General features: G+C 63.7%; 19 protein-coding genes and 1 pseudogene. 8 read left to right on the forward strand and 12 right to left on the reverse strand.

Features of this window, described 5'->3' with window-relative positions; translation table 11 throughout:
- Nucleotides 1-80: 80 nt before the first annotated feature.
- Together C0Z19_RS07020 and C0Z19_RS07025 are read right to left on the reverse strand one after the other, a co-directional pair.
- Nucleotides 81-509 (reverse strand): HIT family protein, encoded by a 429-nt coding sequence (locus C0Z19_RS07020; protein ID WP_102609068.1) that lies wholly within the window; start codon nucleotides 507-509, stop codon nucleotides 81-83.
- A gap of 56 nt (nucleotides 510-565) precedes the next feature.
- Complete coding sequence (locus C0Z19_RS07025; RefSeq protein WP_102609149.1) at nucleotides 566-4,597, reverse strand: DUF3683 domain-containing protein; 4,032 nt, start codon at nucleotides 4,595-4,597, stop codon at nucleotides 566-568.
- Nucleotides 4,598-5,118: 521 nt separating this feature from the next.
- On the opposite strand from C0Z19_RS07025, the gene ilvA reads away from it, so the two are divergent.
- Nucleotides 5,119-6,651 carry a threonine ammonia-lyase, biosynthetic gene (gene ilvA, locus C0Z19_RS07030; protein WP_102609069.1) on the forward strand — a complete coding sequence of 511 codons (1,533 nt, stop codon included), beginning with the start codon at nucleotides 5,119-5,121 and terminating at the stop codon, nucleotides 6,649-6,651.
- 49 nt (nucleotides 6,652-6,700) lie between these two features.
- Complete coding sequence (gene queF / locus C0Z19_RS07035) at nucleotides 6,701-7,525, forward strand: NADPH-dependent 7-cyano-7-deazaguanine reductase QueF (protein WP_102609070.1); 825 nt, start codon at nucleotides 6,701-6,703, stop codon at nucleotides 7,523-7,525.
- Between the two features lie 69 nt (nucleotides 7,526-7,594).
- Here the strand turns inward: queF and C0Z19_RS07040 are convergent, their stop codons facing one another.
- The gene (locus C0Z19_RS07040) at nucleotides 7,595-9,088 is read right to left on the reverse strand and encodes an N-acyl-D-amino-acid deacylase family protein (protein WP_102609071.1); all 1,494 of its coding nucleotides are present in this window, start codon (nucleotides 9,086-9,088) and stop codon (nucleotides 7,595-7,597) included.
- Between the two features lie 184 nt (nucleotides 9,089-9,272).
- Here C0Z19_RS07040 and C0Z19_RS07045 point away from each other — a divergent pair, with 184 nt between their 5' ends.
- Nucleotides 9,273-10,562: an amino acid deaminase gene (locus tag C0Z19_RS07045; protein ID WP_425330278.1), complete on the forward strand. Its 1,290-nt coding sequence runs from the start codon at nucleotides 9,273-9,275 to the stop codon at nucleotides 10,560-10,562.
- A gap of 26 nt (nucleotides 10,563-10,588) precedes the next feature.
- Here the strand turns inward: C0Z19_RS07045 and C0Z19_RS07050 are convergent, their stop codons facing one another.
- Both C0Z19_RS07050 and C0Z19_RS07055 read right to left on the reverse strand, forming a co-directional pair.
- Complete coding sequence (locus C0Z19_RS07050) at nucleotides 10,589-11,104, reverse strand: MarR family winged helix-turn-helix transcriptional regulator (RefSeq protein ID WP_102609072.1); 516 nt, start codon at nucleotides 11,102-11,104, stop codon at nucleotides 10,589-10,591.
- 21 nt (nucleotides 11,105-11,125) lie between these two features.
- On the reverse strand, nucleotides 11,126-12,751 hold the full coding sequence (locus C0Z19_RS07055) for an MDR family MFS transporter (protein WP_102609073.1): 1,626 nt from the start codon (nucleotides 12,749-12,751) through the stop codon (nucleotides 11,126-11,128).
- A gap of 105 nt (nucleotides 12,752-12,856) precedes the next feature.
- On the opposite strand from C0Z19_RS07055, the gene C0Z19_RS07060 reads away from it, so the two are divergent.
- On the forward strand, nucleotides 12,857-13,714 hold the full coding sequence (locus C0Z19_RS07060; RefSeq protein WP_102609074.1) for an EcsC family protein: 858 nt from the start codon (nucleotides 12,857-12,859) through the stop codon (nucleotides 13,712-13,714).
- On the opposite strand, the gene C0Z19_RS07065 is transcribed toward C0Z19_RS07060, so the two are convergent.
- The 5 genes from C0Z19_RS07065 to C0Z19_RS07085 all read right to left on the reverse strand — a co-directional run bounded on the left by C0Z19_RS07065 (nucleotide 13,684) and on the right by C0Z19_RS07085 (nucleotide 16,903).
- Nucleotides 13,684-14,643 carry an alpha/beta hydrolase gene (locus C0Z19_RS07065; RefSeq protein WP_102609075.1) on the reverse strand — a complete coding sequence of 320 codons (960 nt, stop codon included), beginning with the start codon at nucleotides 14,641-14,643 and terminating at the stop codon, nucleotides 13,684-13,686. The two genes, C0Z19_RS07060 and C0Z19_RS07065, sit on opposite strands and share 31 nt — an antisense overlap.
- Before the next feature lie 100 nt (nucleotides 14,644-14,743).
- Entirely contained in the window at nucleotides 14,744-15,175 is a 432-nt protein-coding gene (locus tag C0Z19_RS07070; protein WP_102609076.1) for a CHRD domain-containing protein, read from the reverse strand.
- A 115-nt stretch (nucleotides 15,176-15,290) separates the two neighbouring features.
- Entirely contained in the window at nucleotides 15,291-15,683 is a 393-nt protein-coding gene (locus tag C0Z19_RS07075) for a surface-adhesin E family protein (protein ID WP_102609077.1), read from the reverse strand.
- Nucleotides 15,684-15,910: 227 nt separating this feature from the next.
- Nucleotides 15,911-16,585 (reverse strand): lytic transglycosylase domain-containing protein, encoded by a 675-nt coding sequence (locus C0Z19_RS07080; protein WP_102609151.1) that lies wholly within the window; start codon nucleotides 16,583-16,585, stop codon nucleotides 15,911-15,913.
- A 123-nt stretch (nucleotides 16,586-16,708) separates the two neighbouring features.
- Entirely contained in the window at nucleotides 16,709-16,903 is a 195-nt protein-coding gene (locus tag C0Z19_RS07085; protein ID WP_102609078.1) for a hypothetical protein, read from the reverse strand.
- 315 nt (nucleotides 16,904-17,218) lie between these two features.
- Between C0Z19_RS07085 and C0Z19_RS07090 the strand changes: the two genes are divergently transcribed.
- From C0Z19_RS07090 to C0Z19_RS07100, 3 genes are read left to right on the forward strand one after another with little or no spacing between them, the layout of a single operon-like run.
- Complete coding sequence (locus C0Z19_RS07090) at nucleotides 17,219-18,313, forward strand: ATP-grasp fold amidoligase family protein (RefSeq protein WP_233196034.1); 1,095 nt, start codon at nucleotides 17,219-17,221, stop codon at nucleotides 18,311-18,313.
- A gap of 11 nt (nucleotides 18,314-18,324) precedes the next feature.
- On the forward strand, nucleotides 18,325-19,068 hold the full coding sequence (locus C0Z19_RS07095; RefSeq protein ID WP_102609079.1) for a DUF6875 domain-containing protein: 744 nt from the start codon (nucleotides 18,325-18,327) through the stop codon (nucleotides 19,066-19,068).
- 44 nt (nucleotides 19,069-19,112) lie between these two features.
- Nucleotides 19,113-20,141, forward strand: a complete 1,029-nt coding sequence (locus C0Z19_RS07100) for a methyltransferase (protein ID WP_102609080.1) — start codon at nucleotides 19,113-19,115, stop codon at nucleotides 20,139-20,141.
- A 13-nt stretch (nucleotides 20,142-20,154) separates the two neighbouring features.
- Here C0Z19_RS07100 and C0Z19_RS07105 read toward each other — a convergent pair.
- A pseudogene (locus C0Z19_RS07105) lies at nucleotides 20,155-20,436 on the reverse strand (MFS transporter); the annotation flags it as partial.
- A gap of 210 nt (nucleotides 20,437-20,646) precedes the next feature.
- On the opposite strand from C0Z19_RS07105, the gene C0Z19_RS07110 reads away from it, so the two are divergent.
- Nucleotides 20,647-20,916: a DUF1488 family protein gene (locus tag C0Z19_RS07110; RefSeq protein WP_102609153.1), complete on the forward strand. Its 270-nt coding sequence runs from the start codon at nucleotides 20,647-20,649 to the stop codon at nucleotides 20,914-20,916.
- Nucleotides 20,917-21,112: 196 nt separating this feature from the next.
- Here the strand turns inward: C0Z19_RS07110 and C0Z19_RS07115 are convergent, their stop codons facing one another.
- Nucleotides 21,113-21,640: a single-stranded DNA-binding protein gene (locus C0Z19_RS07115; protein ID WP_102609081.1), complete on the reverse strand. Its 528-nt coding sequence runs from the start codon at nucleotides 21,638-21,640 to the stop codon at nucleotides 21,113-21,115.
- Nucleotides 21,641-21,699: the final 59 nt, after the last annotated feature.

Consider the following 21,699-nt stretch of genomic DNA (forward strand, 5'->3'; position numbering starts at 1 on the left):
TCTTTGCCTCTCGTTCCTTATAGCGATCGCACCGCACTGCGCCACCCGGCGCCGCGGCGAAACGCACGCAAGCGCAGCGCTCACTCGCCCGCTTGCGCCATCTCCTGCCGCAGCGCGTCGGCGATCAGCGTCGCTTGCGCACGCCGCTGCGATAGAAGCGCCTCCGAGACGGACCGCTGGCGCGGCGCCCAGATCGGCTGAGGAAAATGCGCATCGTTCGTAAACCGCGGAATGACGTGCCAATGCACATGCGGCACCTGATTGCCAAGGCTCGCGAGGTTCACCTTGACGGGCGCCAGCACGCGTCGTACCGCCCGCTCGGTCGCGTACACGGCCAGCATGACGCGCTGGCGCTCGTGCGGCTGCAGATCGGAGAATTCCGCGACGTGCGCGTTCCAAACCACCCGGCACAAGCCCGGATAGTCGTGCTCGTCGGCCAGAATGACGCGCAATGCATCGTCCTGCCAAAGCAGGACCCCGCCCTCTTCACGGCAAAATACGCAATCCATCATCGCCCCTTGGCGTTCGACCTGCGTCGGTGAGCGCGACCTGCGCGTGGGCGCTATTAGACCAGCACGCGCTCGATCCCGCCATTGTTCGCCCGCTCGACGTACTCGGCCATCCAGTTCTCTCCCAACACATGGCGCGCCATCTCGACGACGATGTAGTCGGCTTCGATGTTCGCGTCTTCGTTGTAGCGAGACAGCCCCTGCAGGCACGAAGGGCAGCTCGTCAGCACCTTGACGTCGGCCGCGCCGTTCCCGGCAGCGGTGGCGTCGGCCCCGTTACCGGCGGTCGAAGTCACCGCGATCTCGCGCAGCCTTGCCGCGCCCTTGCGGATTTCTTCTTCCTTACGGAAGCGCACCTGCGTCGAAATGTCCGGACGGGCCACGGCGAAGGTGCCCGACTCGCCGCAGCAGCGTTCGTTCTTCGCGATCTTGTAGCCGTCGTTGCTCGAACCCATCAATTCGTTGACGAGCTTGACCGGGTCCATCGTCTTGATCGGCGTGTGGCACGGGTCGTGGTACATGTACCGCGTGCCCTTGACGCCGTCGAGCTTGATCCCTTTTTCGAGCAGGAACTCGTGGATGTCGATGATGCGGCAGCCCGGGAATATCTTCTCGAATTCGTAGCCGGCCAGCTGGTCGTAGCAGGTGCCGCACGACACCACGACCGTCTTGATGTCGAGGTAGTTGAGCGTATTGGCCACCCGGTGGAACAGCACGCGGTTGTCGGTGACGATCTGCTCGGCCTTGTCGTATTGCCCCGCGCCGCGTTGCGGGTAGCCGCAGCAGAGGTATCCGGGCGGCAACACGGTTTGCACGCCGGCCTCCCATAGCATCGCCTGCGTCGCCAGCCCCACCTGCGAGAACAGCCGCTCGGAGCCGCAGCCCGGGAAGTAGAACACCGCCTCCGAATCGACGGTCGTCGTCTTCGGATTGCGGATGATCGGCACGATCTTGTTGTCCTCGATGTCGAGCAGCGCGCGCGCCGTCTTCTTGGGCAGGTTGCCCGGCATCTTCTTATTGACGAAGTGGATCACCTGCTGGACCACAGGCGCCTTACCCGTCGTCGCCGGCGGATGCGCGGTCTGCTTCTTCGCGAAGTTCTTCAGCAGATCGTTGCCCAGCCGCTGCGCCTTGTAGCCGATCCCCATCATCGCCGTGCGCGCGAGGTTGATCGTCTGCGGATTGGTCGCATTGAGGAAGAACATGCCCGCGCTTGCGCCCGGATTGAACTTCTTCTTGCCCATCTTGCGCAGCAGGTTGCGCATGTTCATCGACACGTCGCCGAAGTCGATTTTCACGGGGCACGGCGTCACGCACTTGTGGCAGACCGTGCAATGGTCCGCCACATCGTTGAACTCGTCCCAATGCTTGATCGATACGCCGCGACGCGTTTGCTCTTCATACAGGAACGCTTCGATCAGCAGCGACGTGGCCAGGATCTTGTTGCGCGGGCTATAGAGCAGGTTCGCGCGCGGCACGTGCGTCGCGCAGACGGGTTTGCACTTGCCGCAGCGCAAGCAGTCCTTCACCGAATCGGCGATCGCGCCGATGTCCGATTGCTGCATGATCAGCGATTCGTAGCCCATGAGGCCGAAGCTCGGCGTGTAGGCATTGCGCAAATCGGCGCCCGGCAGCAGTTTGCCCTTGTTGAAGCGGCCCTCCGGGTCGATACGCTCTTTGTAGGCGCGGAAATCGGCGATCTCGGCTTCCGTCAGGAATTCGAGCTTCGTAATGCCGATGCCGTGCTCGCCCGAGATCACGCCGTCAAGCGAGCGCGCGAGGTTCATGATGCGCTCGACCGCTTTGTGCGCGTCTTGCAGCATCTCGTAGTTGTCGGAGTTGACCGGGATGTTCGTGTGAACGTTGCCGTCGCCCGCATGCATGTGCAGCGCGACGAACACGCGGCCACGCAGCACGCGCTTGTGGATCGCCTGCGCTTCGTCGAGGATCGGCTTGAACTCGCCGCCGTTGAAGATCTGGCGCAGCTCCGCGCGGATTTCCTGCTTCCATGAGACGCGAATCGTTCGATCCTGCGTCACGTGGAAAACGCTCGCGTCCGGCTGGGCGTCCGCGCGATCGGCGAACTTTTCCGCGAGGGCCTCGTAGCCGAGTTGCACGAGATAATGTTGCGCCTCGCGCAGCGACAGATCGAGCTTGTCGCGCAGGAACGTCCAGCGCCCACGCACGCGTTGCAAGAGTTCCAGCGCTTGCTGCACGCGGTCTTCGAGCAGCTCGGCGCTCGGGATTTCGTTTGCGTCGTCGGTCTTGCCGAGCGGCAGATTGCCGCCTTTGAAGAACGATTCGAGGGCGTCGATCAGTTGCAGCTTGTTCTTGATCGACAGCTCGATGTTGATGCGCTCGATGCCGTCGGTGTACTCGCCCATCCGGTTCAGCGGAATCACGACGTCTTCATTGATCTTGAACGCATTCGTATGCTTGGCGATCGCGGCCGTGCGGCTACGGTCGAGCCAGAAGCGCTTGCGCGCTTCCGCGTTGACCGCCACGAAACCCTCGCCGCTCTTGCCGTTCGCCATGCGCACGACCTCCGACGTCGCCGCCGCTACCGCGTCAGCGTCGTCGCCGACGATATCGCCGATCAGCACCATCTTCGGAAACGCGTTGCGCTTGGACTTCGTCGCATAGCCGACCGCGCGCAGATAGCGCTCGTCGAGATGTTCGAGCCCGGCGAGGATGGCGCCGCCGCGCTTGGACGTCTCGAACAGGTAGTCCTTGATTTCGACGATGCTGGGAATCGCCTCGCGCGCCTGACCGAAGAATTCGAGGCAGACCGTGCGCGTGTGGGCCGGCATCTTGTGCAGCACCCAGCGCGCCGACGTGATCAAGCCGTCGCATCCTTCCTTCTGCACGCCGGGCAGGCCCGCCAGGAATTTGTCGGTCACGTCCTTGCCGAGTCCCTCCTTGCGGAAGCGCCGACCTTCGATCGAGAGCGTTTCCGTGCGCAGCAGGCGCTCGCCCGGACCGAAATTGCCGTCGAACCATTTCAGTTCGAAGCGCGCCACGTCGACATCGTGGATCTTGCCGCGGTTGTGCTCGAGCCGCGTGACTTCGAGCCAGTTGCCCTGCGGATCGACCATCCGCCACCAGGCGAGGTTATCGAGCGCCGTGCCCCACAGCACTGCCTTCTTGCCGCCCGCGTTCATCGCCACGTTGCCGCCGATGCAGGAAGCGTCGAGCGAAGTGGGGTCGACGGCGAACACGTAACCGGCCGCCTCGGCCGCCTCCGTCACGCGACGCGTGACGACGCCGGCGCCCGAGAAGATCGTCGGCGTCTTGGCAGGCACGCCGGGCAACTCCGTCAGTTCGACTGCGCCAAGCTGCTCCAGCTTTTCGGTATTGACGACGGCCGAAAACGGCGTGAGCGGGACCGCACCGCCCGTGTAGCCCGTGCCGCCGCCTCGCGGGATCACCGTCAACCCGAGTTCGAAGCAGGCTTTGATCAGACCTGCGATCTCCGCTTCCGTGTCGGGCGTCAACACGACGAACGGATACTCGACGCGCCAATCGGTTGCATCGGTCACGTGCGAGACGCGCGAGAGACCGTCGAAGCGGATGTTGTCCTTCTGCGTGCAACGGCCGAGCACCTTCATCGCCCGGCGGCGCAGCTCGGCCATCGCGCCGAACTCGGCGGCGAATGCCTCGACGGCGCTGCGCGCCGCCGCGACGAGCATCTCGACGCGCGCCGCACGTTCGAGCCCCGCTTCGTCGCCATGCTCGATCAGATCGGCGCGACGGCGCTTCTCGATCTCGTTCAAGCGGTGGTTCAGCGCCTCGATCAGCAACGCGCGCCGCTTCGGATTGTCGAGCAGGTCGTCCTGCAGATAGGGATTGCGGCGCACCACCCAGATATCGCCGAGCACCTCATACAACATACGCGCCGATCGACCCGTGCGGCGCTCGGCGCGCAACTCGTCGAGCACTCTCCACGGTTCGTCGCCGAGCAGGCGAATCACGATCTCCCGATCGGAAAACGAGGTGTAGTTGTACGGAATCTCGCGCAAGCGAGGCTCGGCTTCTGCGGCGACGAAAGCCGCAGCGCCATTCGGGTCGAAGACTTGAGGTGCGTTCATGGTCGGACGGATCGATAAGCCGGGCACAGTGTCGATCGACTTGCGGCCGGCAATGCGCGTCACGCGCAATGATTTCTGGAAACTGGGCGTTGGGAGCGGGCGGCCGCGGCGCGGGTAGGCGCAAGCGTTGCCGGCACGACTCAGCGTTGCACTAGCCGCACGATCGTGCGTGACGGGCGTGCCGCTGCGCCGCGGGTCGCGCTTCCCGCGGGGCTGGGGTGAGTGGGGCGGTCCGTGGCTGCCAGCGCATTATCCGGTCCTGGTTTTAAAACAGAATTCTACCGCATCATTTCAATATACGTTGACGGTCAATGTATCTCGCGCCCGCCTCCCGAACGGCCGGCTGGCGCGGCGGTCGGACAATCGCCGCCCCACTCACCGACCGTCCGTCCGGTCAATTCCATTTTTGCCTTCGGCGGGACTTTATTGCACCGATAAGGGACGAAAGGCACCGACCGTTGGCGCTATCATTGACGTTTTCCCATCGTCCGTCACGCCAAGCGCCGCACGCGCAACTGCCCATGTCCTCGTCTTCCCACGATTACCTGAAGAAAATCCTGACCGCCCGCGTCTATGACGTTGCGCACGAAACGGAACTCGAACCGGCGCGCCACTTGTCGGCCCGCTTATCCAACCGCGTCTTTCTGAAGCGCGAAGACAACCAGCCCGTCTTCTCGTTCAAGCTGCGCGGCGCATACAACAAGATGATTCATATCGACGCCGACGCGCTCGCGCGCGGCGTGATCACCGCTTCTGCCGGCAACCACGCGCAGGGCGTCGCGTTTTCGGCAGCGCGTATGGGCGTGAAAGCCGTCATCGTCGTGCCGGTCACGACCCCGCAGGTGAAAGTCGATGCCGTGCGCGCGCATGGCGGCCCCACCGTGGAAGTCGTGCAGGCGGGCGAATCGTATAGCGACGCCTACGCGCATGCGATCGAATTGCAGAGGGCGCGCGGGCTCACGTTCGTGCATCCGTTCGACGATCCGTACGTGATCGCGGGCCAGGGCACGGTCGCGATGGAGATCCTGAGCCAGCATCAGGCGCCCATTCACGCGATCTTCGTGCCGATCGGCGGCGGCGGCCTGGCCGCCGGCATCGCCGCTTACGTCAAAGCCGTGCGTCCCGACATCAAAGTCATCGGCGTTCAAACGGAAGACTCGTGCGCCATGGCGCAGTCGGTCAAAGCCGGCGAACGCGTGACGCTGCCCGAGGTGGGACTCTTCTCCGACGGCACAGCGGTCAAGCTCGTCGGCGAAGAGACGTTCCGCCTCTGCAAGCAGTTGCTCGACGATGTCCTGATCGTCAACACCGATGCGCTGTGCGCCGCGATCAAGGACGTCTTCCAGGACACGCGCAGCGTGCTCGAACCGGCCGGCGCTTTATCCGTGGCCGGCGCGAAGCAATACGCCGAACGCACGGGCGTGACGGGCCAGACGCTCGTCGCGGTCACGTCGGGCGCCAACATGAATTTCGACCGCATGCGCTTCGTGGCCGAGCGCGCCGAAGTGGGCGAGGCGCGCGAAGCCGTGTTCGCCGTGACGATTCCCGAGGAACGCGGCAGCTTCAAGCGGTTTTGCGAACTCGTCGGCGGCGAGCGCAGCGTCACCGAGTTCAACTACCGGATCGCCGATGCCAGCGCCGCCCATATTTTCGTCGGCGTGCAGATCAAGAGCCGCGGCGAATCGGCCCAGATCGCCAGCTCGTTCGAGCAGCACGGTTTTGCGACCGTAGATCTGACGGGCGACGAGCTCTCGAAGCAGCACATCCGCTACATGGTCGGCGGCCGCTCGCCGCTCGCGCGCGATGAGCGCCTGTTCCGTTTCGAATTTCCCGAACGGCCCGGCGCGCTGATCAAGTTCCTGTCGTCAATGGCGCCCGACTGGAACATCAGCCTGTTCCACTACCGCAACCAGGGCGCGGATTACAGCTCGATTCTGGTCGGCATTCAAGTGCCGCAGGCCGACAACGAAGCGTTCGCTCGCTTCTTGTCGACGCTCGGCTACCCGCATTGGGACGAGAGCGACAATCCCGTTTATCGGCTCTTTCTTGCATGAGGCGACATCGCCGCGCGCTCCAGGCGGTGCCCTTGATCAAGCGAACGCAATGACTCCCGAACACTCCCCGCTCGGCAAGAGCACGACCTACACCGAACAGTACGATCCGGCGCTGCTGTTCCCGATCGCCCGCGGCCGCGCGCGCGAGGCGATCGGCATCACGGCCGCGCTGCCGTTCTTCGGTACCGACATCTGGAACGCCTACGAGCTGTCCTGGCTCAACGCGCGCGGCAAGCCGCAAATCGCGATCGCGACGTTCTTCGTCCCCGCCGAATCGGCGAACATCGTCGAATCGAAGTCGTTCAAGCTCTACCTCGGCTCGTTCGCGCAGACCCGCATCGAGTCGATCGACGCGCTGCGCGATACCCTCAAGCGCGACGTCTCCGCGGCATGCGGCGCGACCGTTTCCGTGCGCTTGAGCACGCCGGCCGAGTTCGCCAAGCTTGAATTCGACGAACTCGACGGGCTCTCGCTCGATCGGCTCGATCTCGACGCCGATGTCTATCAGCCCGATCCGACGCTGCTCAAAGCGGCGCTCGACGAGGCGCCCGTCGAGGAAACGCTGTACTCGAACCTGCTGAAGTCGAATTGCCCTGTGACGGGCCAGCCCGATTGGGGCAGCGTACAGATTCACTACGTCGGCCCGCAGATCGACCATGCGGGCCTGTTGCGCTACATCATTTCGTATCGCTCGCACACGGGCTTTCACGAGCAATGCGTCGAGCGGATTTTCATCGACATCCTGCGCGAATGCCGCCCCGTCAAGCTCGCCGTCTATGCGCGCTACACGCGCCGCGGCGGGCTCGACATCAATCCGTTCCGCACCAACTACAACCTGCCGATGCCCGACAACGCGCGCACGGCGCGTCAGTAGCGAATCCCATAGCGGCGGGGCGAGAGGGGCCGAGGGGACACCCGGGCACCCCGGGCGGCTGTCTTCCGTTCAGAACGGCTCGGCGGCGCCCTGCTTCGCGTCGCCGGCCGCCGGCGCACCGCGTGGGACGAAGCGGCCCGCACGCGCGCCCGATACTTCCCGCTCCCGATACGAAAGCGCGCCGTTCACCCACACGGCGTCGATGCCGTCGGCTACCTGGCGCGGGTTGTCGAACGTCGCTGCATCGCGCACGCGCGCGGGATCGAACAGCACGAGATCGGCGTGGAAGCCGACATGGATCTCTCCACGGCGCTCGAGACCGAAGCGTCGCGCCGACAACCCCGTCATCTTGCGCACCGCTTCCTCGAGCGGGATCAATTTCACGTCGCGCGCGTAATGGCCGAGCACGCGCGGGAAGGTGCCCCACAGCCGCGGATGCGGCAGCGGATCGTTGGGCAGGCCGTCCGAGCCCACCATCGTGGCCGGATGCGCGAGAATGCGCCGCACATCTTGCTCGGACATGTTGTGGTACACCGCGCCGGCCGGCTGCAGGCGCTGCGCCGCCTCTTGCTGCGTCACGCCCCATTCGTTCGCAATCTTTGACAGCAGCTTGCCCGAGGCTTCGGGATGCGGTGTCGACCACGTGATGGTGATCTCGATCTCGCCCGTAACCTGTTTCAAATCGAGCGTGGTGGAACTGCGATCGTAGGGGTAGCAGTCGCAGCCGATGCGCTGTTCGGCCCGCGCGTGCTCGAGCGCAGCGAGCACCTCGAGGCTGCGCCCCCAATTGCGCGGCCCCGCGCATTTCAGATGTGAGACGACGACAGGCACGCGCGCATGGCGACCGATGCGGCAGGCTTCGTCGAAGGCGTCCAGGATGGCGTCGAATTCGCTGCGCATGTGCGTCGCGTAAAGCGCGCCCGCTTGTGCAAGCGGTTCGGCAAGCGCCATCACTTCTTCGGTCGGCGCGCTGAACGCCGAGGCATAGGCGAGCCCTGAGCTCAGTCCGAGCGCGCCATGGTCGAGCGCCTCGGTCAATTGCGCTCGCATGGCGTCGATCTCGGCCGGCGTCGCGGCACGGTCGAGCCGGTCCATATGGTTGCTGCGCAGGGCCGTATGGCCGACGAGCGCCGCCACGTTGACGGCCGGACGCGCGGCATTGACGGCCTCGACGTAGGCGCCGAACGTCGGATAGCGAAACGTATCGCGCTCGCCGAGCAGGTTCATCGGATCGGGCGGCTCCCCACGCAGCGACACGGGCGACGCGCTGATGCCGCAGTTACCGACGATAACCGTCGTCACGCCCTGCGAGAGCTTGGGCAGCATTTGCGGCTCGCGGATGACATGGGTGTCGTCGTGCGTGTGGACGTCGATGAAGCCCGGCGCAAGCGCACGGCCGTCCGCTTCGATGATTTCTTCCGCGATCCAATTCGACAGATTGCCGACGGCCGCGATCTTGTCGCCGCGAATCGCGAGGTCGCGCACGACAGGGGGCTTGCCCGTGCCATCGTAGAGCGTGGCGCCGTAAATCAGCGTGTCGGCGGCTTCGGGGTGAGAATGCATGGGGCGTCTCCGGATACGAAAGCGACTGCGAATGCGGATAGGCGTAGGGGGCGCCGAACGGCGGCGGGCGCAACGACGCACCGCGACGCCGACGATTCGGGCAATCCTACTCGCACTTTCGGTACCATGGGAGCCTCGTATGCCGCCTTTGGCGCTGGCGTGCGATTTCATCAGGACGATTCCAATGACACTGACGATCACGAGCTACTCGACCGCCTCCATCGATCCACTCGGCAAAGGGCTCGGCACGGTCCCCAGCTCGAGCGTGCCACTCGAACAAGCGGCGAACCTCGAATGGAACCTGCTGGACGAGGACGTGAGTCTGCCCGCCGCCGTGCTGTACGCGGACCGCATCGAGCACAACCTCAAATGGATGCAGGATTTCGTTACCGAATACGGTGTCAGGCTTGCACCGCACGGCAAGACGACGATGGCTCCGCAACTGTTCCGGCGCCAGATCGAAACGGGCGCCTGGGGCATCACGCTTGCGACGGCGCATCAATCACGGGCGGCTTACCACGGCGGCATCGAACGCGTGCTGATGGCCAATCAGCTCGTCGGCAAACACAACATGGCGATGATCGCCGAACTGCTGAGCGACCCGGATTTCGAATTCTTCTGCCTCGTCGATTCGGTCGACGGCGTCAATCAACTGGGGGCGTTCTTCAAAGCGGCGGGCCGCCGGCTGCAGGTGCTGATCGAACTCGGCATACCGGGCGGCCGCACCGGTGTGCGCGACGAAGCTCAGCTCCAAGCGGTGGCGGCAGCCATCGCGGGCCATGAGGGGACGCTCGTGCTGGCGGGCATCGAGCTGTATGAAGGCATCATCGCCGACGAACAAGCCGTGCGTACGTTCTTGCGCCGCGCAGTGCAGGCCACGCGGCAGTTCGCCGCCGAGGGCCGATTCGCTCGCACGCCGGCCGTGCTGTCGGGCGCCGGGTCGGCGTGGTACGACGTGGTGGCGGAGGAATTCGCAGCCGAATCGAAAGCCGGCGAAATCGAAGTCGTCCTGCGGCCCGGCTGTTATCTGACGCACGACGTCGGCGTCTACAAGAAAGCGCAAACGGAGATCCTTGCGCGCAATCCGATCGCCAGGAAGATGGGCGAGGCGCTGCTGCCGGCGCTGCAGCTTTGGGCCTACGTCCAGTCGATTCCCGAAGCCGATCGCGCGATCGTCGGATTCGGCAAACGCGATGCCGCCTTCGACGCCGGCATGCCGGTGCCCGCGCGCCACTATCGGCCCGGCTCGGGCGCGCGTGCGCCGCGCACGATCGCGCAGAGCGAAGGCTGGGAAGTGACGGGGATGATGGACCAGCACGCCTATCTGCGCATCGCGCCGGGCGCCGATCTGAAGGTGGGCGACATGCTCTCCTTCGACATTTCGCACCCGTGCCTGACGTTCGACAAGTGGCGTCAGTTGCTCGTCGTCGATCGGAGCTACCGCGTCACGGAAGTCATCGAAACGTTTTTCTGATTGCGGCGAATCGCATCGGGATGACCTCAGCGGATCGGCGCGGCCTGCGGCGGGTTGGTCGTGTCCGTCTCAGCGACAGGATCGATGCACTCGGCGTCCTCGGTCGACAACGGCAGGCATTGCGCAACGTCGCCGATGCGCGTTTCGAGTTTCGTCAACGCGTCGGAGAGCGCGGCGAGCGCATCGTCGGGCAGCGAACCCATCGTCTCACGCAGGAACGCATTGCGCTGCGGCAGGCTCGCGTCCACTGCGCTACGCCCGATGTCGGTCAATCGCACGTTCGTGATGCGGTTGTCGCGCGCGTCGATGCTGCGCTCGATCCAGCCGATCGCCTCGAGCGCCTTCAACTGCCGCGTGAGCGCGCCCGGGTCGATCCGCAAGCGTTCGACGAGCCGCTTCTGCGACCACTCTCCGTCGGCATCGGTCAACGCGAGCAAGATGCGCCAACGCGGCATCGCATGCCCGACGTGAGCCTCGAAGGCCGATAGGAAGGCGCGGTAGGTCCGGCCGAACTGATGAACGATGGCGACGTAATCTTCCATGATGCAACCTTTGTTTCCCGATTATTCCGCCGCGGGCGCGGGCTCCGCCCTGCGCGTGATGCTGACGTGCGGCACGCGCCGACACTGCCAGAGCGCGACGAGCGCAACCAAGGCCGCGACGGCGATACCCATGTGAATCGCGCCGACGAGCGCTTCGCGCGCCAGTTCCAAGAGTGCCGCGCCGTCGTGCCCCGCTCGCCCCAACGCACCGAGCAGCGTCTGTTGCGCTTCGTGGTTGACGAGAATCTGCGGGTCGCGCATGGTCGGCCACCACTGCATCGCATCGTCGGCGGTCAGCGCGTTGCGCACGCCGCGCGCATAGAGATGCGTGATCAGCGTCCCCGTGACGGCCGTGCCGAACATCCCGCCGATCATGCGCAGCGACTGCAGCAGCGCCGTAGCGATGCCGAGGTGCTCGCGTCCGGCCGTTTCCTGCGCGAACACGGTCAGGTTCGGCAACACGAAGCCCAGCCCCACGCCGCAGAGCATCATGAGCCCCATCAGCAGCGCGTGCGGCGTGGCACGCGTGGTGAGCGCGGTCCCGGCGCAGGCGCAGGCCACGAGCGCACAGCCGATGTAGAGCATCGCGTTCGGGCGCCGGATGCGCGTGACGATGCGGCCGTTGACGATGCTGCCAATCGTAATGAACACGACAAGCGGCGTGACGACGATGCCGGCATCCTTCGGCGACAGCCCGAAGCCGCCCTGGAGCAGCAGCGGCGCATAGAAAATCAGCGAGAACATCGAGAACCCGCCCAGCAACGAGAGCGTGAAGAGCGCGGCGAGACTACGGTTGGCGAACATGTCGGGCGGGAGAATCGGCTGCTCCGAGCGCGCTTCCCACTTCCACAAACCGATTGCCGCGACCACGGCCAGCACCGCCAGCGCGGCGACGCCAGCCGAAAAACCGTGCTGCGACAGCGATTCGACAAACAACTGCAGCGAGCCGAGCGCGATTGCGATCAGCAGCGAGCCGGGCCAATCGAGGCGGATCCTGCCGCGCGTTTCGATGTGACGCAGATGCGGCAGGTAACGCCAAACGAAAATCAGCGACAGCAAACCGACCGGCAGATTCACATAGAACGCGGAGCGCCAGCCGTAGTACTGCGTCAGAAAACCACCGAGCGACGGGCCGATCGCATTGGCGATGCCGAACGCGGAACTCATGAGCACCTGCCAGCGCAGGCGCACCACCGAGTCCGGAAAGAGATCGGGAATGCAGGCGAATGCCGTGCCGACGAGCATGCCGCCGCCGATCCCCTGCAGCGCGCGCGCCAACACGAGAAAGAGCATGCTGTTCGCGGCGCCGCATAGCACCGAAGCGCCGGTGAAGACGACGATGGACGCGATGACGAACGGCTTGCGCCCGAAATAGTCGCCGAGTCTGCCGAAGATCGGGACGGTAATCACCGATGTCAGCAAATACGATGTGGCAACCCACGCGTAGAGCTCGAACCCTCGCAGTTCGGCGACGATCGTCGGTAGCGCGGTACCGACCACGGTTTGATCGAACGCGACGAGCATCGTCACGAACGAGATGCCGAGCATCGCCAGCAGCGACTCCCGGAACGGCAGCAATTGCCCGCGCGAGTGCTGGGCACCGGTATAGACGGCCATTTTTTGCAACCGCAATCGTTGATCAGTCAAAGAATGCGAAATGATAGCATGAGAGCCTACAATTCGCAGGCGGCTACGCGGCCGGCTCCTTGCTCATCTTTACGCAACTTCGTGGTTCGTTCGTCAATTTCGCCAATGGAACCGATCCCTTTCGCCGTCTCAGGACTCACCGCCGAGGACCTCGCCACGCTGGCGCTGGCCAAACGGGCGCTCGAAACGCAGCCGCTGACGATGAAACTCGCCGCGGCCGTCGGCGCGCCGATCGAGCGGCTCATGACGCGGTTGCCGGCGCTCGCGCAGGACACGATCGCCGACGCGACGCGGCGCGCGCTCGACAAAACCCTGCAGGCGGCTGTTGCGACGCTCGGCGCGCCCTATCTGACCGGCAGCGAGGGCACGTCCGCGCCCGGCGCCGCCGAGAACGCCAAGCCGCGCGATTGGCTGCATAAAGTCGCCGTCGCCACGACCGGAGCTGCCGGCGGCGCGTTCGGCTTGCTGGCGCTGCCGGCCGAGTTGCCCGTGACGACCACGCTGATGTTCCGGTCGATTTGCGACATCGCGCGCAGCGAAGGCGAGGATTTGCGCGCCGCCGAAGCGCGGCTGCAGTGCCTCGCCGTCTTCGGTATGGGCCGCAGCGCGAAGGATGAGGAGACCGACCTCGGTTATTTCATTGCGCGCGGCGCACTCGCGCAGGCGATTTCGAAAGCGTCGTCGGAATTGGCGAGCAAGGGCGTCGCAGCGCATGGGGCGCCGGCACTGGTGCGTTTGATGAACACCATTGCCGCGCGTTTTTCGGCGCAGGTGAGCGAGCAGGTCGCGGCGAAGTCGATCCCGGCGATCGGCGCCGTGCTGGGCGCTGTCGTCAACACCGTGTTCATCGATCACTTTCAGCAAACGGCGCACGGGCATTTCGCCGTGCGTCGGCTCGAACGCCGCTACGGCGCCGACGCCGTGCAGGCCGCCTATCGCGCCGTGGAGTCCACCTCGACCTGAGCGGTGCGCTCGGCCGCGTGCAGACGGATGAATTGCGCCGCCCGCTCGAGCGCGGCCTTTGCCTCTGGCACGTAAGGCGTCCAAAGATGCCAAACATGCGGCATTGCAGGCCACACCTCGAACTCGACCTTCACGCCCGCGGCGCGTGCGCCGTCGGCGACGCGGCGCGCATCGTCGAGCAACACTTCGGTGCTGCCGACCTGAATCAGGAGCGGCGGCAACCCGGTGAAATCGGCATAAAGCGGAGAGAGATAGGGGTCGGTAGGATCCGCATCGCCAATATAGAACCGCGCCGCGCGACCGATTGCAGCGCCGCAGAACATCGGGTCGAGCCCGTCGTTCGACTCGATCGTCGCCCCCGTTGCCGCGAGGTCGGTCCACGGAGAAAACAGTACGCCGGCCGCCGGCAACGGATCGCCCGCATCGCGCAACGCAACGAGCGTCGCCAGGGCAAGGCCGCCGCCCGCCGAATCTCCGGCGATCACGATCGACTCGGCAGGCGTGCCGTCGGCGAGCAACGCTCGATAGGCCGCCAGCGCATCCTCGAGCGCCGCAGGAAAGGGATGCTCGGGCGCCAGACGGTAATCGAGCGAAAACGTGCGCGCGCCCGAGCGCGCAGCGAGGCGAAAGACGAGGGGCCGGTGCGAGGCCGGAGAACAGAAGTAATAGCCGCCGCCGTGGCAATACAACATCGTGCGCACTGCTACGTGTTGCGCGAGGTCGGCCTCGCGTTCGAGCCACTCGCCCCGCAACGGGGCATCGGCGGCTCGATCGCGCACGACGAGCCGCCAGCCGGCTGGCACCGACACCCGTCGCAGGCGAGCAGCGGCGTGGGCGCGGGCGCGCTCCACGCTCACATGCGGTTTGAGCGTTTCGGGACGGAACTGCCGTTTGAGCAGCCAGCAGGCCACCGCGCTTTGCCAGCTCATCGCGGCACACCCCACGAATGACGATCGACAATCGCCATGTTAAGCGCACCGGTGCCGCCGTATTGGACGCGAGCGGACACTCCCGAACGTTAAACGCGCGTTATTGCGGTGTGACCTGGCCGCGAATCTCGCCAGCCGGGTTCGCCTTGGTGTGGACGTTGAAGTACCACTTGCCGGCCGTGAGCTCGTTTACCTGCTGGTCCGTCAAGGTTTGCTCGCCGGAGATCGGGCTTGCCAATTTGTCTTTCGGGATAGGAACGACGGGTGCAGCGTTACTACCCACGGCCGCGGGCCCGTGGAAATGCGCCGCTGTGGCCGGGCCCGTCAGGCCTTCGTAGGTGATGTGCCACTTGAGCACTTTGCTCGACGTATCTAGCTGGCCCTCCAGCGCGCCGCTCCCCTTGGATGTGGTGGGCGGCACCTCGCTCGACGGTTGCAGATTCGCCTTGAGCGCGACCGTATCGGCCAGAGCAGCGCCGGACGCGAACGCCCACAACAGTACGGCGACATTTAACTTTCGCATTGCATGCATGTTATTCCCCTGTCAGTAGACGCCGCCGATGCCGTCGCATCCGCATCACACCCGCGGCCTCCCACATACTAGAACAATCAGCGACAGCGCGCGTCCGAGCGCACCAACCTGCCGCTCAGCAGACCTTGCGGAACATCGTGTCGACGACCGTGCCCGGGCTGACGGCAACCCATGCCGAATCGGGCGAGCGCAACGCACCCGCCGGCGCACCGTGCGCATCCAGATAATGCGTTTCGAGCGGGCGCCACTGCTTGCCGGCGCAATCGACTTGATATCGCATAACCGACACGGCGACGGGCGCATTCGCGCCGGGCATCATCGCGGGCGCCTTCCAGGTCGTTTTCGCCGTGTATTCGACGTAGCCGTCGGAATCGGTTGCAACGCTATCGATATCGACGGCGTAGGCCAGGTCGCTGGCGCTCTTCAATGCGGTCCATTGGGTGGCGTCAGCGTAGGCCATGGAGCCAAGCGCGACCGAAGCGACAATAAGTGGACGGAGCCAATTCATGTTCTGTTTCCCGACGTTCGAAATTGGCCCGGCGTTGCGAATTCGCTAATTATTTTGGAGTCCTGCATATTTTGCCGCATGACGTCTCGGATTCTAGCAGAGCATGCAAGAAGTGCGACGTCCCATATCCGGTAAATCAGGGGGTCTTGGCGCAAAGTGCGGGGTTTGCGCACCGGTGTTGCTGAAAAGAGCCGAAAGCGGAATGGGCGCACGCGACGCCGCGCCATTCACTGCTGCGATGCGCTCGTGCCGGTGGCGGCGTCGGCATCGCTCGCCGCGCCAGCCGTTTGGAAATCCTTCACGCGCAGACTCACCTTTCGTGCATAGGCGGTCGAGCCGCCATAGCTTTTGAGAGCAGCGTCAAGGTCGCCGCGTGCCGATTCCAGGTAGCCGTGCAAAATGGCCGAGCCGGCTTCGATGTTCGCAGCCGGCTCGGTCAGGTCGAGATTTTTGACGAGACGCTTATGTGCGGCAGGCACGACCTGCATCAGGCCCGTCGCACCGTGGGCACCGTGCGCGTGATCCCGAAAGCGCGACTCGATCGAGATGATCGCCAACACGAGTGCCGGCGGCAACGAGTACTTGGAAGCCGACGACATGACCGCCGACGAGATCTGCTCTGCTTTCGCGCGGGCCAGCCCGAACTTCTGGGTCAGCAGGTCGCGCACCCGCTGCATTTGCCCGACGGCGGGGCCGCTTGCCGCAGCCGGAGCATCGGCCGCCGGCTTTGCGGCGACGCCGGCGCGCTCCACGGCGAGCGTCTCATCGACGACCGGGTCACCTCCCGAGCGCGCGGCAACCGAGGCCGCCGCTACGTTGGCGCGTGATGTTTCGGACTCCTGCGCAATCGCGGGTGCGATCAGACCAAAACAGATGAACAAGGCGCAAAGAAATCGGGGCATGAACAGTCGGGATGAGGCGATGCGCCGCATTATAGCGGCTCAAATCAGATCGTTCAGAGGGTTCGATTGATTTGTCTGCCCAATAAATCGCACCCTTTCGAACTTACCGATCAGCCTTTCGATTCAAGCACTTACCGTCCCGCGCGGCACGCTTCCTGCAAAATGAAGCACGCACGCCGGCATCACGACGGCCGGCGTGGCCGATTGGGTTTGGCCGAAGCGCCGCCGCAACTCAATCGCATCGACCTGGCCCGTCGTGACCTCAATTGTTGATTTATTTCTTGCAAGCTTCTCCGCCTTTTGTGCCCATGCTTTCATACACAGCACAGTTGTCCGAAAAAGCCGTATCCCAAACATCGGACATGACACACTTGCCAACACTAAAGCTTTCATCCGACCTATCACCGATAGCGCGCGGGTCTCATAACGCTGACGTTATGAGTAACAACACTAAACAAATTCGCTAATTCTGTAAGCAAAAATTGCTCTGCAACAACACGCCGAATAATCACGTCATAAAGCGCCAAACATTCCCGACTTCCGGCTCGCCTTGTTGCTCGCCCCCAAGCGCAATGGTTCTATCTCTGTGCATCCAAGCAACCCAAAACACGCCAGTCAGGGGAAGGGATAGACATGCCGAACATAGCCGAACCCGATCCGCACCGATCGGGCCCGATCGAGCGAGCCGGCTGCGATAGCGCAGCACTCGTGCTGCTTCACGCTGCCCGCACGACACGGACGGCGCGCGTCGAGGCTCGCGCGGCGGCAAACGGCGAGCATTCGGACGGCCGCGTGCCTTCGCCGCCGCGCGTGGCGCTCGAGACGGCCCTGCGAGCCACATGGCGCACCGCAAAGCGCCTCATGCCCGACACCCTTTTTCTCGCGCTTTCCCATTGGCGTCGCGTCGGCCGTATTCCCCGCCTGGCTGCGCCCCAGACGTTCAACGAATTCATCCTGCAACGCTGTCGGAATCCGGAACCGCATTGGACCCTGCTCGCCGATAAGCTCGCGGTGCGCGAGTTCGTCAAAGAACGTATCGGCGAAGAACACCTGATCGAGCTGATCGCAACGCCCGACGTGTTCGATCGCGCCGTATTCGACGCGCTGCCCACCGCATTCGTCATGAAAGCGAATCATGGCTGCGGCTACGTCAGGATCGTCGAAGATAAACAGCGCGTTTCATTCGAAGAATTGAGCTGCCTTGCCAATCAATGGCTCGCCGAGGATTTTTCACGCGCTTCCCGCGAACGGCACTATCGACCGATCAAGCCGAAGCTTTACTTCGAACGATTGCTGCTCGATTGCAATGGGCATGTGCCGGCCGATCTGAAGATGAATATGTTCGGCCGAGACGCGAACGGAAAACCCATTATCTACGCGGGCATCGTTTCCGACCGTTTCGGCACGCCGCATGGCGACGTGTTCGATGTCGATTGGAATCGCGTCGATATCGCCGTCGGCCACTATCCGCAAAGCAGAGTTCCGCTGCCCGTCCCTCCGCACTGGGACGAAATCATTCGTCTCGCCACACGTCTCGCGGACGGCCTCGGCTTTGTACGCGTCGACCTTTACGTGCCCGACGGCAAAGTGTTTTTCGGCGAACTGACTTTCACGCCAGGCGCCGGCGTGTTCCCGTTCCATCCCGATCGAATCGACTACGAATGGGGGCGCCTCTTCAAGGACATGCTCGACGAAGAGCGACGCACGAACCTCAAAGATTTTAACTAAGGAAGCCCGATATGAACGATAAGACCAAGCCACCGGGTGAGGAATCGGTTTCTCTCGCGCTTGCGCAGATCGAGCGATCGCTGCGCGGATCGACCGAGATCGACGCTATCGCGGACCCCACATTGCGCGCCACCTATGTCAAAGGACTTGGGTGGATGCAGCGATTCATCATGCGGCCTCATGCCGATCTTGGGCGCAAAGGCGCCGTCTGCCCTTTCGCGAAGCCGGCGCATGAAGAGCGCGCTTTGCTGTTTTGCGCCTTCGATGCCGCGGACATGTCGTTCGATATCTACATCGACACGTTGATGCGAATGCCGCGAGTGTTCGATCAGTTGGCCACACAGCGGGCGGAATCGAGCGACTTGCTATCGCTCGCGATCTTTCCGATCGGCTTGAACGCCGACACCTATTACAAATTCATCGATTGCGCGCATGCAATTCTGAAGCCGTTTTATATGGAGTGCGGCCTGATGCTCGGCGAGTTTCATCCCGCCAGCACGGTGGCCGGTGCGCATTCTCCGACATTTCGGCCGATGCGCGCGGACGTGCCGCTGTTCGTGATTCGCGCGATGGCGCTGCACGATGCGCTGTTCATCGACGGCGAATCGACGTCGCTCGGCATGCGCGTGCATGAACTCGAATGCTACCTGCGGTGGAATGCGCATCGCTTGGCCACAAGTGAAGCGCAGCACATCGAGGCGCGGCTCGCGCAACGCAAAGCGCAGTTGTTTGACGATTCCGTCGCAACCGTTTGATCGACGGCTTGATCCATAACCTTTTGAAGCGAGGATATCCAGCAATGGAAGAATTGTCGTGGGAAGAGTGGCAATCGCTGTGTGAAATGATGAACGGCTACATCAAGACGCAGGTGCTCTCGAGCGCATGCGACCTTGGCGTATTCGATGCGATCGAACGCGGCGCAACGCTGGCCTCATTGCCACGGCAATTGGAGATCGACGCGCATGGCTGCCGCGTACTGGTGCTCGGCTTGAAGCAATTGAAGCTGATTGAAGTCGACGATACCGGCAAGATGACGAACTCGGCGCTCGCGCGACGCTGCCTGCTGCGCGGGTCTGCGCAATCGATGGTGCCCTTCGTTCATTTGAACGACAAGATTCAACATCGCGCTTGCCTGCATTTCACGCAGGCTTTGCGCGAAGGGCGCAACGCGGGTCTCGACGAGTTCCCTGGCGATGCGCCGACGCTCTATGGGCGCATGGCGGTCGATCCCGCATTGGAACGTCTCTTTCATGACGGGATGGGCGCTTATACGAGGCTGTCGCCGCGCATGATGGCGGTGAAGGAGTTCGGTGAAGTGACGAGGCTGCTCGACGTCGGCGGCGGCGACGGCACCAATGCGATTCGCCTCTGCGAACGCTATCCGTCGTTGAAGGTGACCCTGATCGACTTGCCATCCGTGATCGAGAAAGCGCGCGAGAACATTCGGGCGCAGGGCCTGTCGGACCGCGTCACGTGCGAAGCCGTCGACATGTTCACAGATTCGTGGCCCCAAGGCTGCGATGGCGTGATTTTTTCGCATGTCCTCGAAATCTTTTCACCCGAGAAGATCCAGTTTCTGTATCAGAAATCGCGCGCTTATCTGCGGGACGCGGGCCAGTTGTTCGTCTGGTCGCTCATGTGCGATGACGATGAGACGGGCGGTTTGCAGTCGGTCAAGTCGTCGCTCTACTTCGTCACCGTCGCGAGCGGCCAGGGCATGGCGTATCCGGCGCGAGACCACATCAAGTGGTTGAACGATGCAGGCTTCGAGGTCACCGCCGAATACGACGCTCGGACCATCGATCATTGCGCGCTCGTGGCGCGCTGATGTCGCCTTAGGCTCACGCCTCCAACTGCTCGAGGACCTTGCGCTTCGTTTCGACGCCGAGAAAGTGGACCGTCAACGCCGCAAGGAACGGCACGGCCGCGAGGATATAGAACGCCATGTTGAGGTTGCCGCCGATCATCGTCTTCGAAACGATCGTCGGCGCAAAGATCGCGGCCACCTTCAACCATGCCCCGCCCATACCGCAACCCAGTGCACGAATGCTCGTGGGGTACAACTCCGGCGTGTAGACGTAGGCCGTGATGAACCCGCTCGCCAAAAACCCGAGCGCCAACGCACCGCGATCGGCCCATCCCTGCGATCAATCAATGTTCAGATGGATGGACTGTCGATAGCGCTTGCAGGGCTGTGGTATCGGGCGCATGCTCAGTGCACGCCTTGACACTGAGGCGTGCGGAAATCGAGCGCGCCCGGAAGCGGAGCGAAAACGACGCCCGCATCAATGTCAGTGCCAGCAAGCGGCCGTTATACCTGTCAGGAGGGAGAGATGAGGACAAGTGATGCGACACTCAACTTTCCCAATCCCAGTCGCACCTACGACGCTTCCAGACACTGTGTGTGCTTCTGGGGCTACGACAATTCTTCGCGCGAGATTACCTTTCTGGTCGAGGATGCGATGCTGGCGAAACTGAACTCCGACATGGATTCTGGCGAGCCCGCGTTGCTTGCGGCCTTCGACCGCAACCGCGACCAGATTCTGGCGCTCGCCAGAGACCTTTATAAGAGCGGGCCCCAGGTGAGGTACACGATCTCGTGAGTGCCGCGCGGCGCGCTGCGGGCCAAGATCCGCAAGGCGGCGTTTGGAAAGCCTCGACCTCCTACGAAGGCAACACCCGCGGCTGGCAACGGCCCGGGCGAGAGATCAAAAGCAAACGGCCCCGGAGTCTCACCCAAATCGTTGATTTGAATAAGAAATCGGGGGCCATCTTTACAGCAGGGCGGCGAAGTTCCTCTTAGAACGGAATATCGTCATCCATATCGTCAAGCCCGCCGCCACCGGCCGGCTGGCTCGGCCGGCTTGCACCGGCACCGCCGCCGCTGCGCGCGCCGCCACCGGCCGCCGAACGCCCGCCGCCGCGCTGCTCGGCCGGCTCGCGGCTGTAGCCGCCGTCATCGCCCCCACCCATGCCGCCGCCGCCCGAACCACCGCGGCCACCCAGCATTTGCATCTGATCGGCGACGATTTCGGTCGAGTAACGATCCTGACCGTCCTGCCCCTGCCACTTGCGCGTACGCAAACGCCCTTCGATATAAACGGACGAGCCCTTCTTCAGATATTCGCCGACGATCTCGGCCAGACGCCCGAAGAACGCGACGCGGTGCCACTCCGTCGCTTCCTTGAAATCGCCCGATGCCTTGTCTTTGTAGCGATCGGTCGTGGCAAGCCGGATATTGGCAATGGCGTCCCCGCTCGGCAGGTAACGAATTTCAGGATCGGCGCCGAGATTGCCGACGAGGATGACCTTGTTTACGGATGCCATGAGTATCTCCAGTTAATCCTACGCGACCGCGCCCGCAGCCCGAAAACCAAGCATGCGCC

The organism is Trinickia soli (assembly GCF_002879855.1).
Taxonomy (GTDB): domain Bacteria; phylum Pseudomonadota; class Gammaproteobacteria; order Burkholderiales; family Burkholderiaceae; genus Trinickia; species Trinickia soli.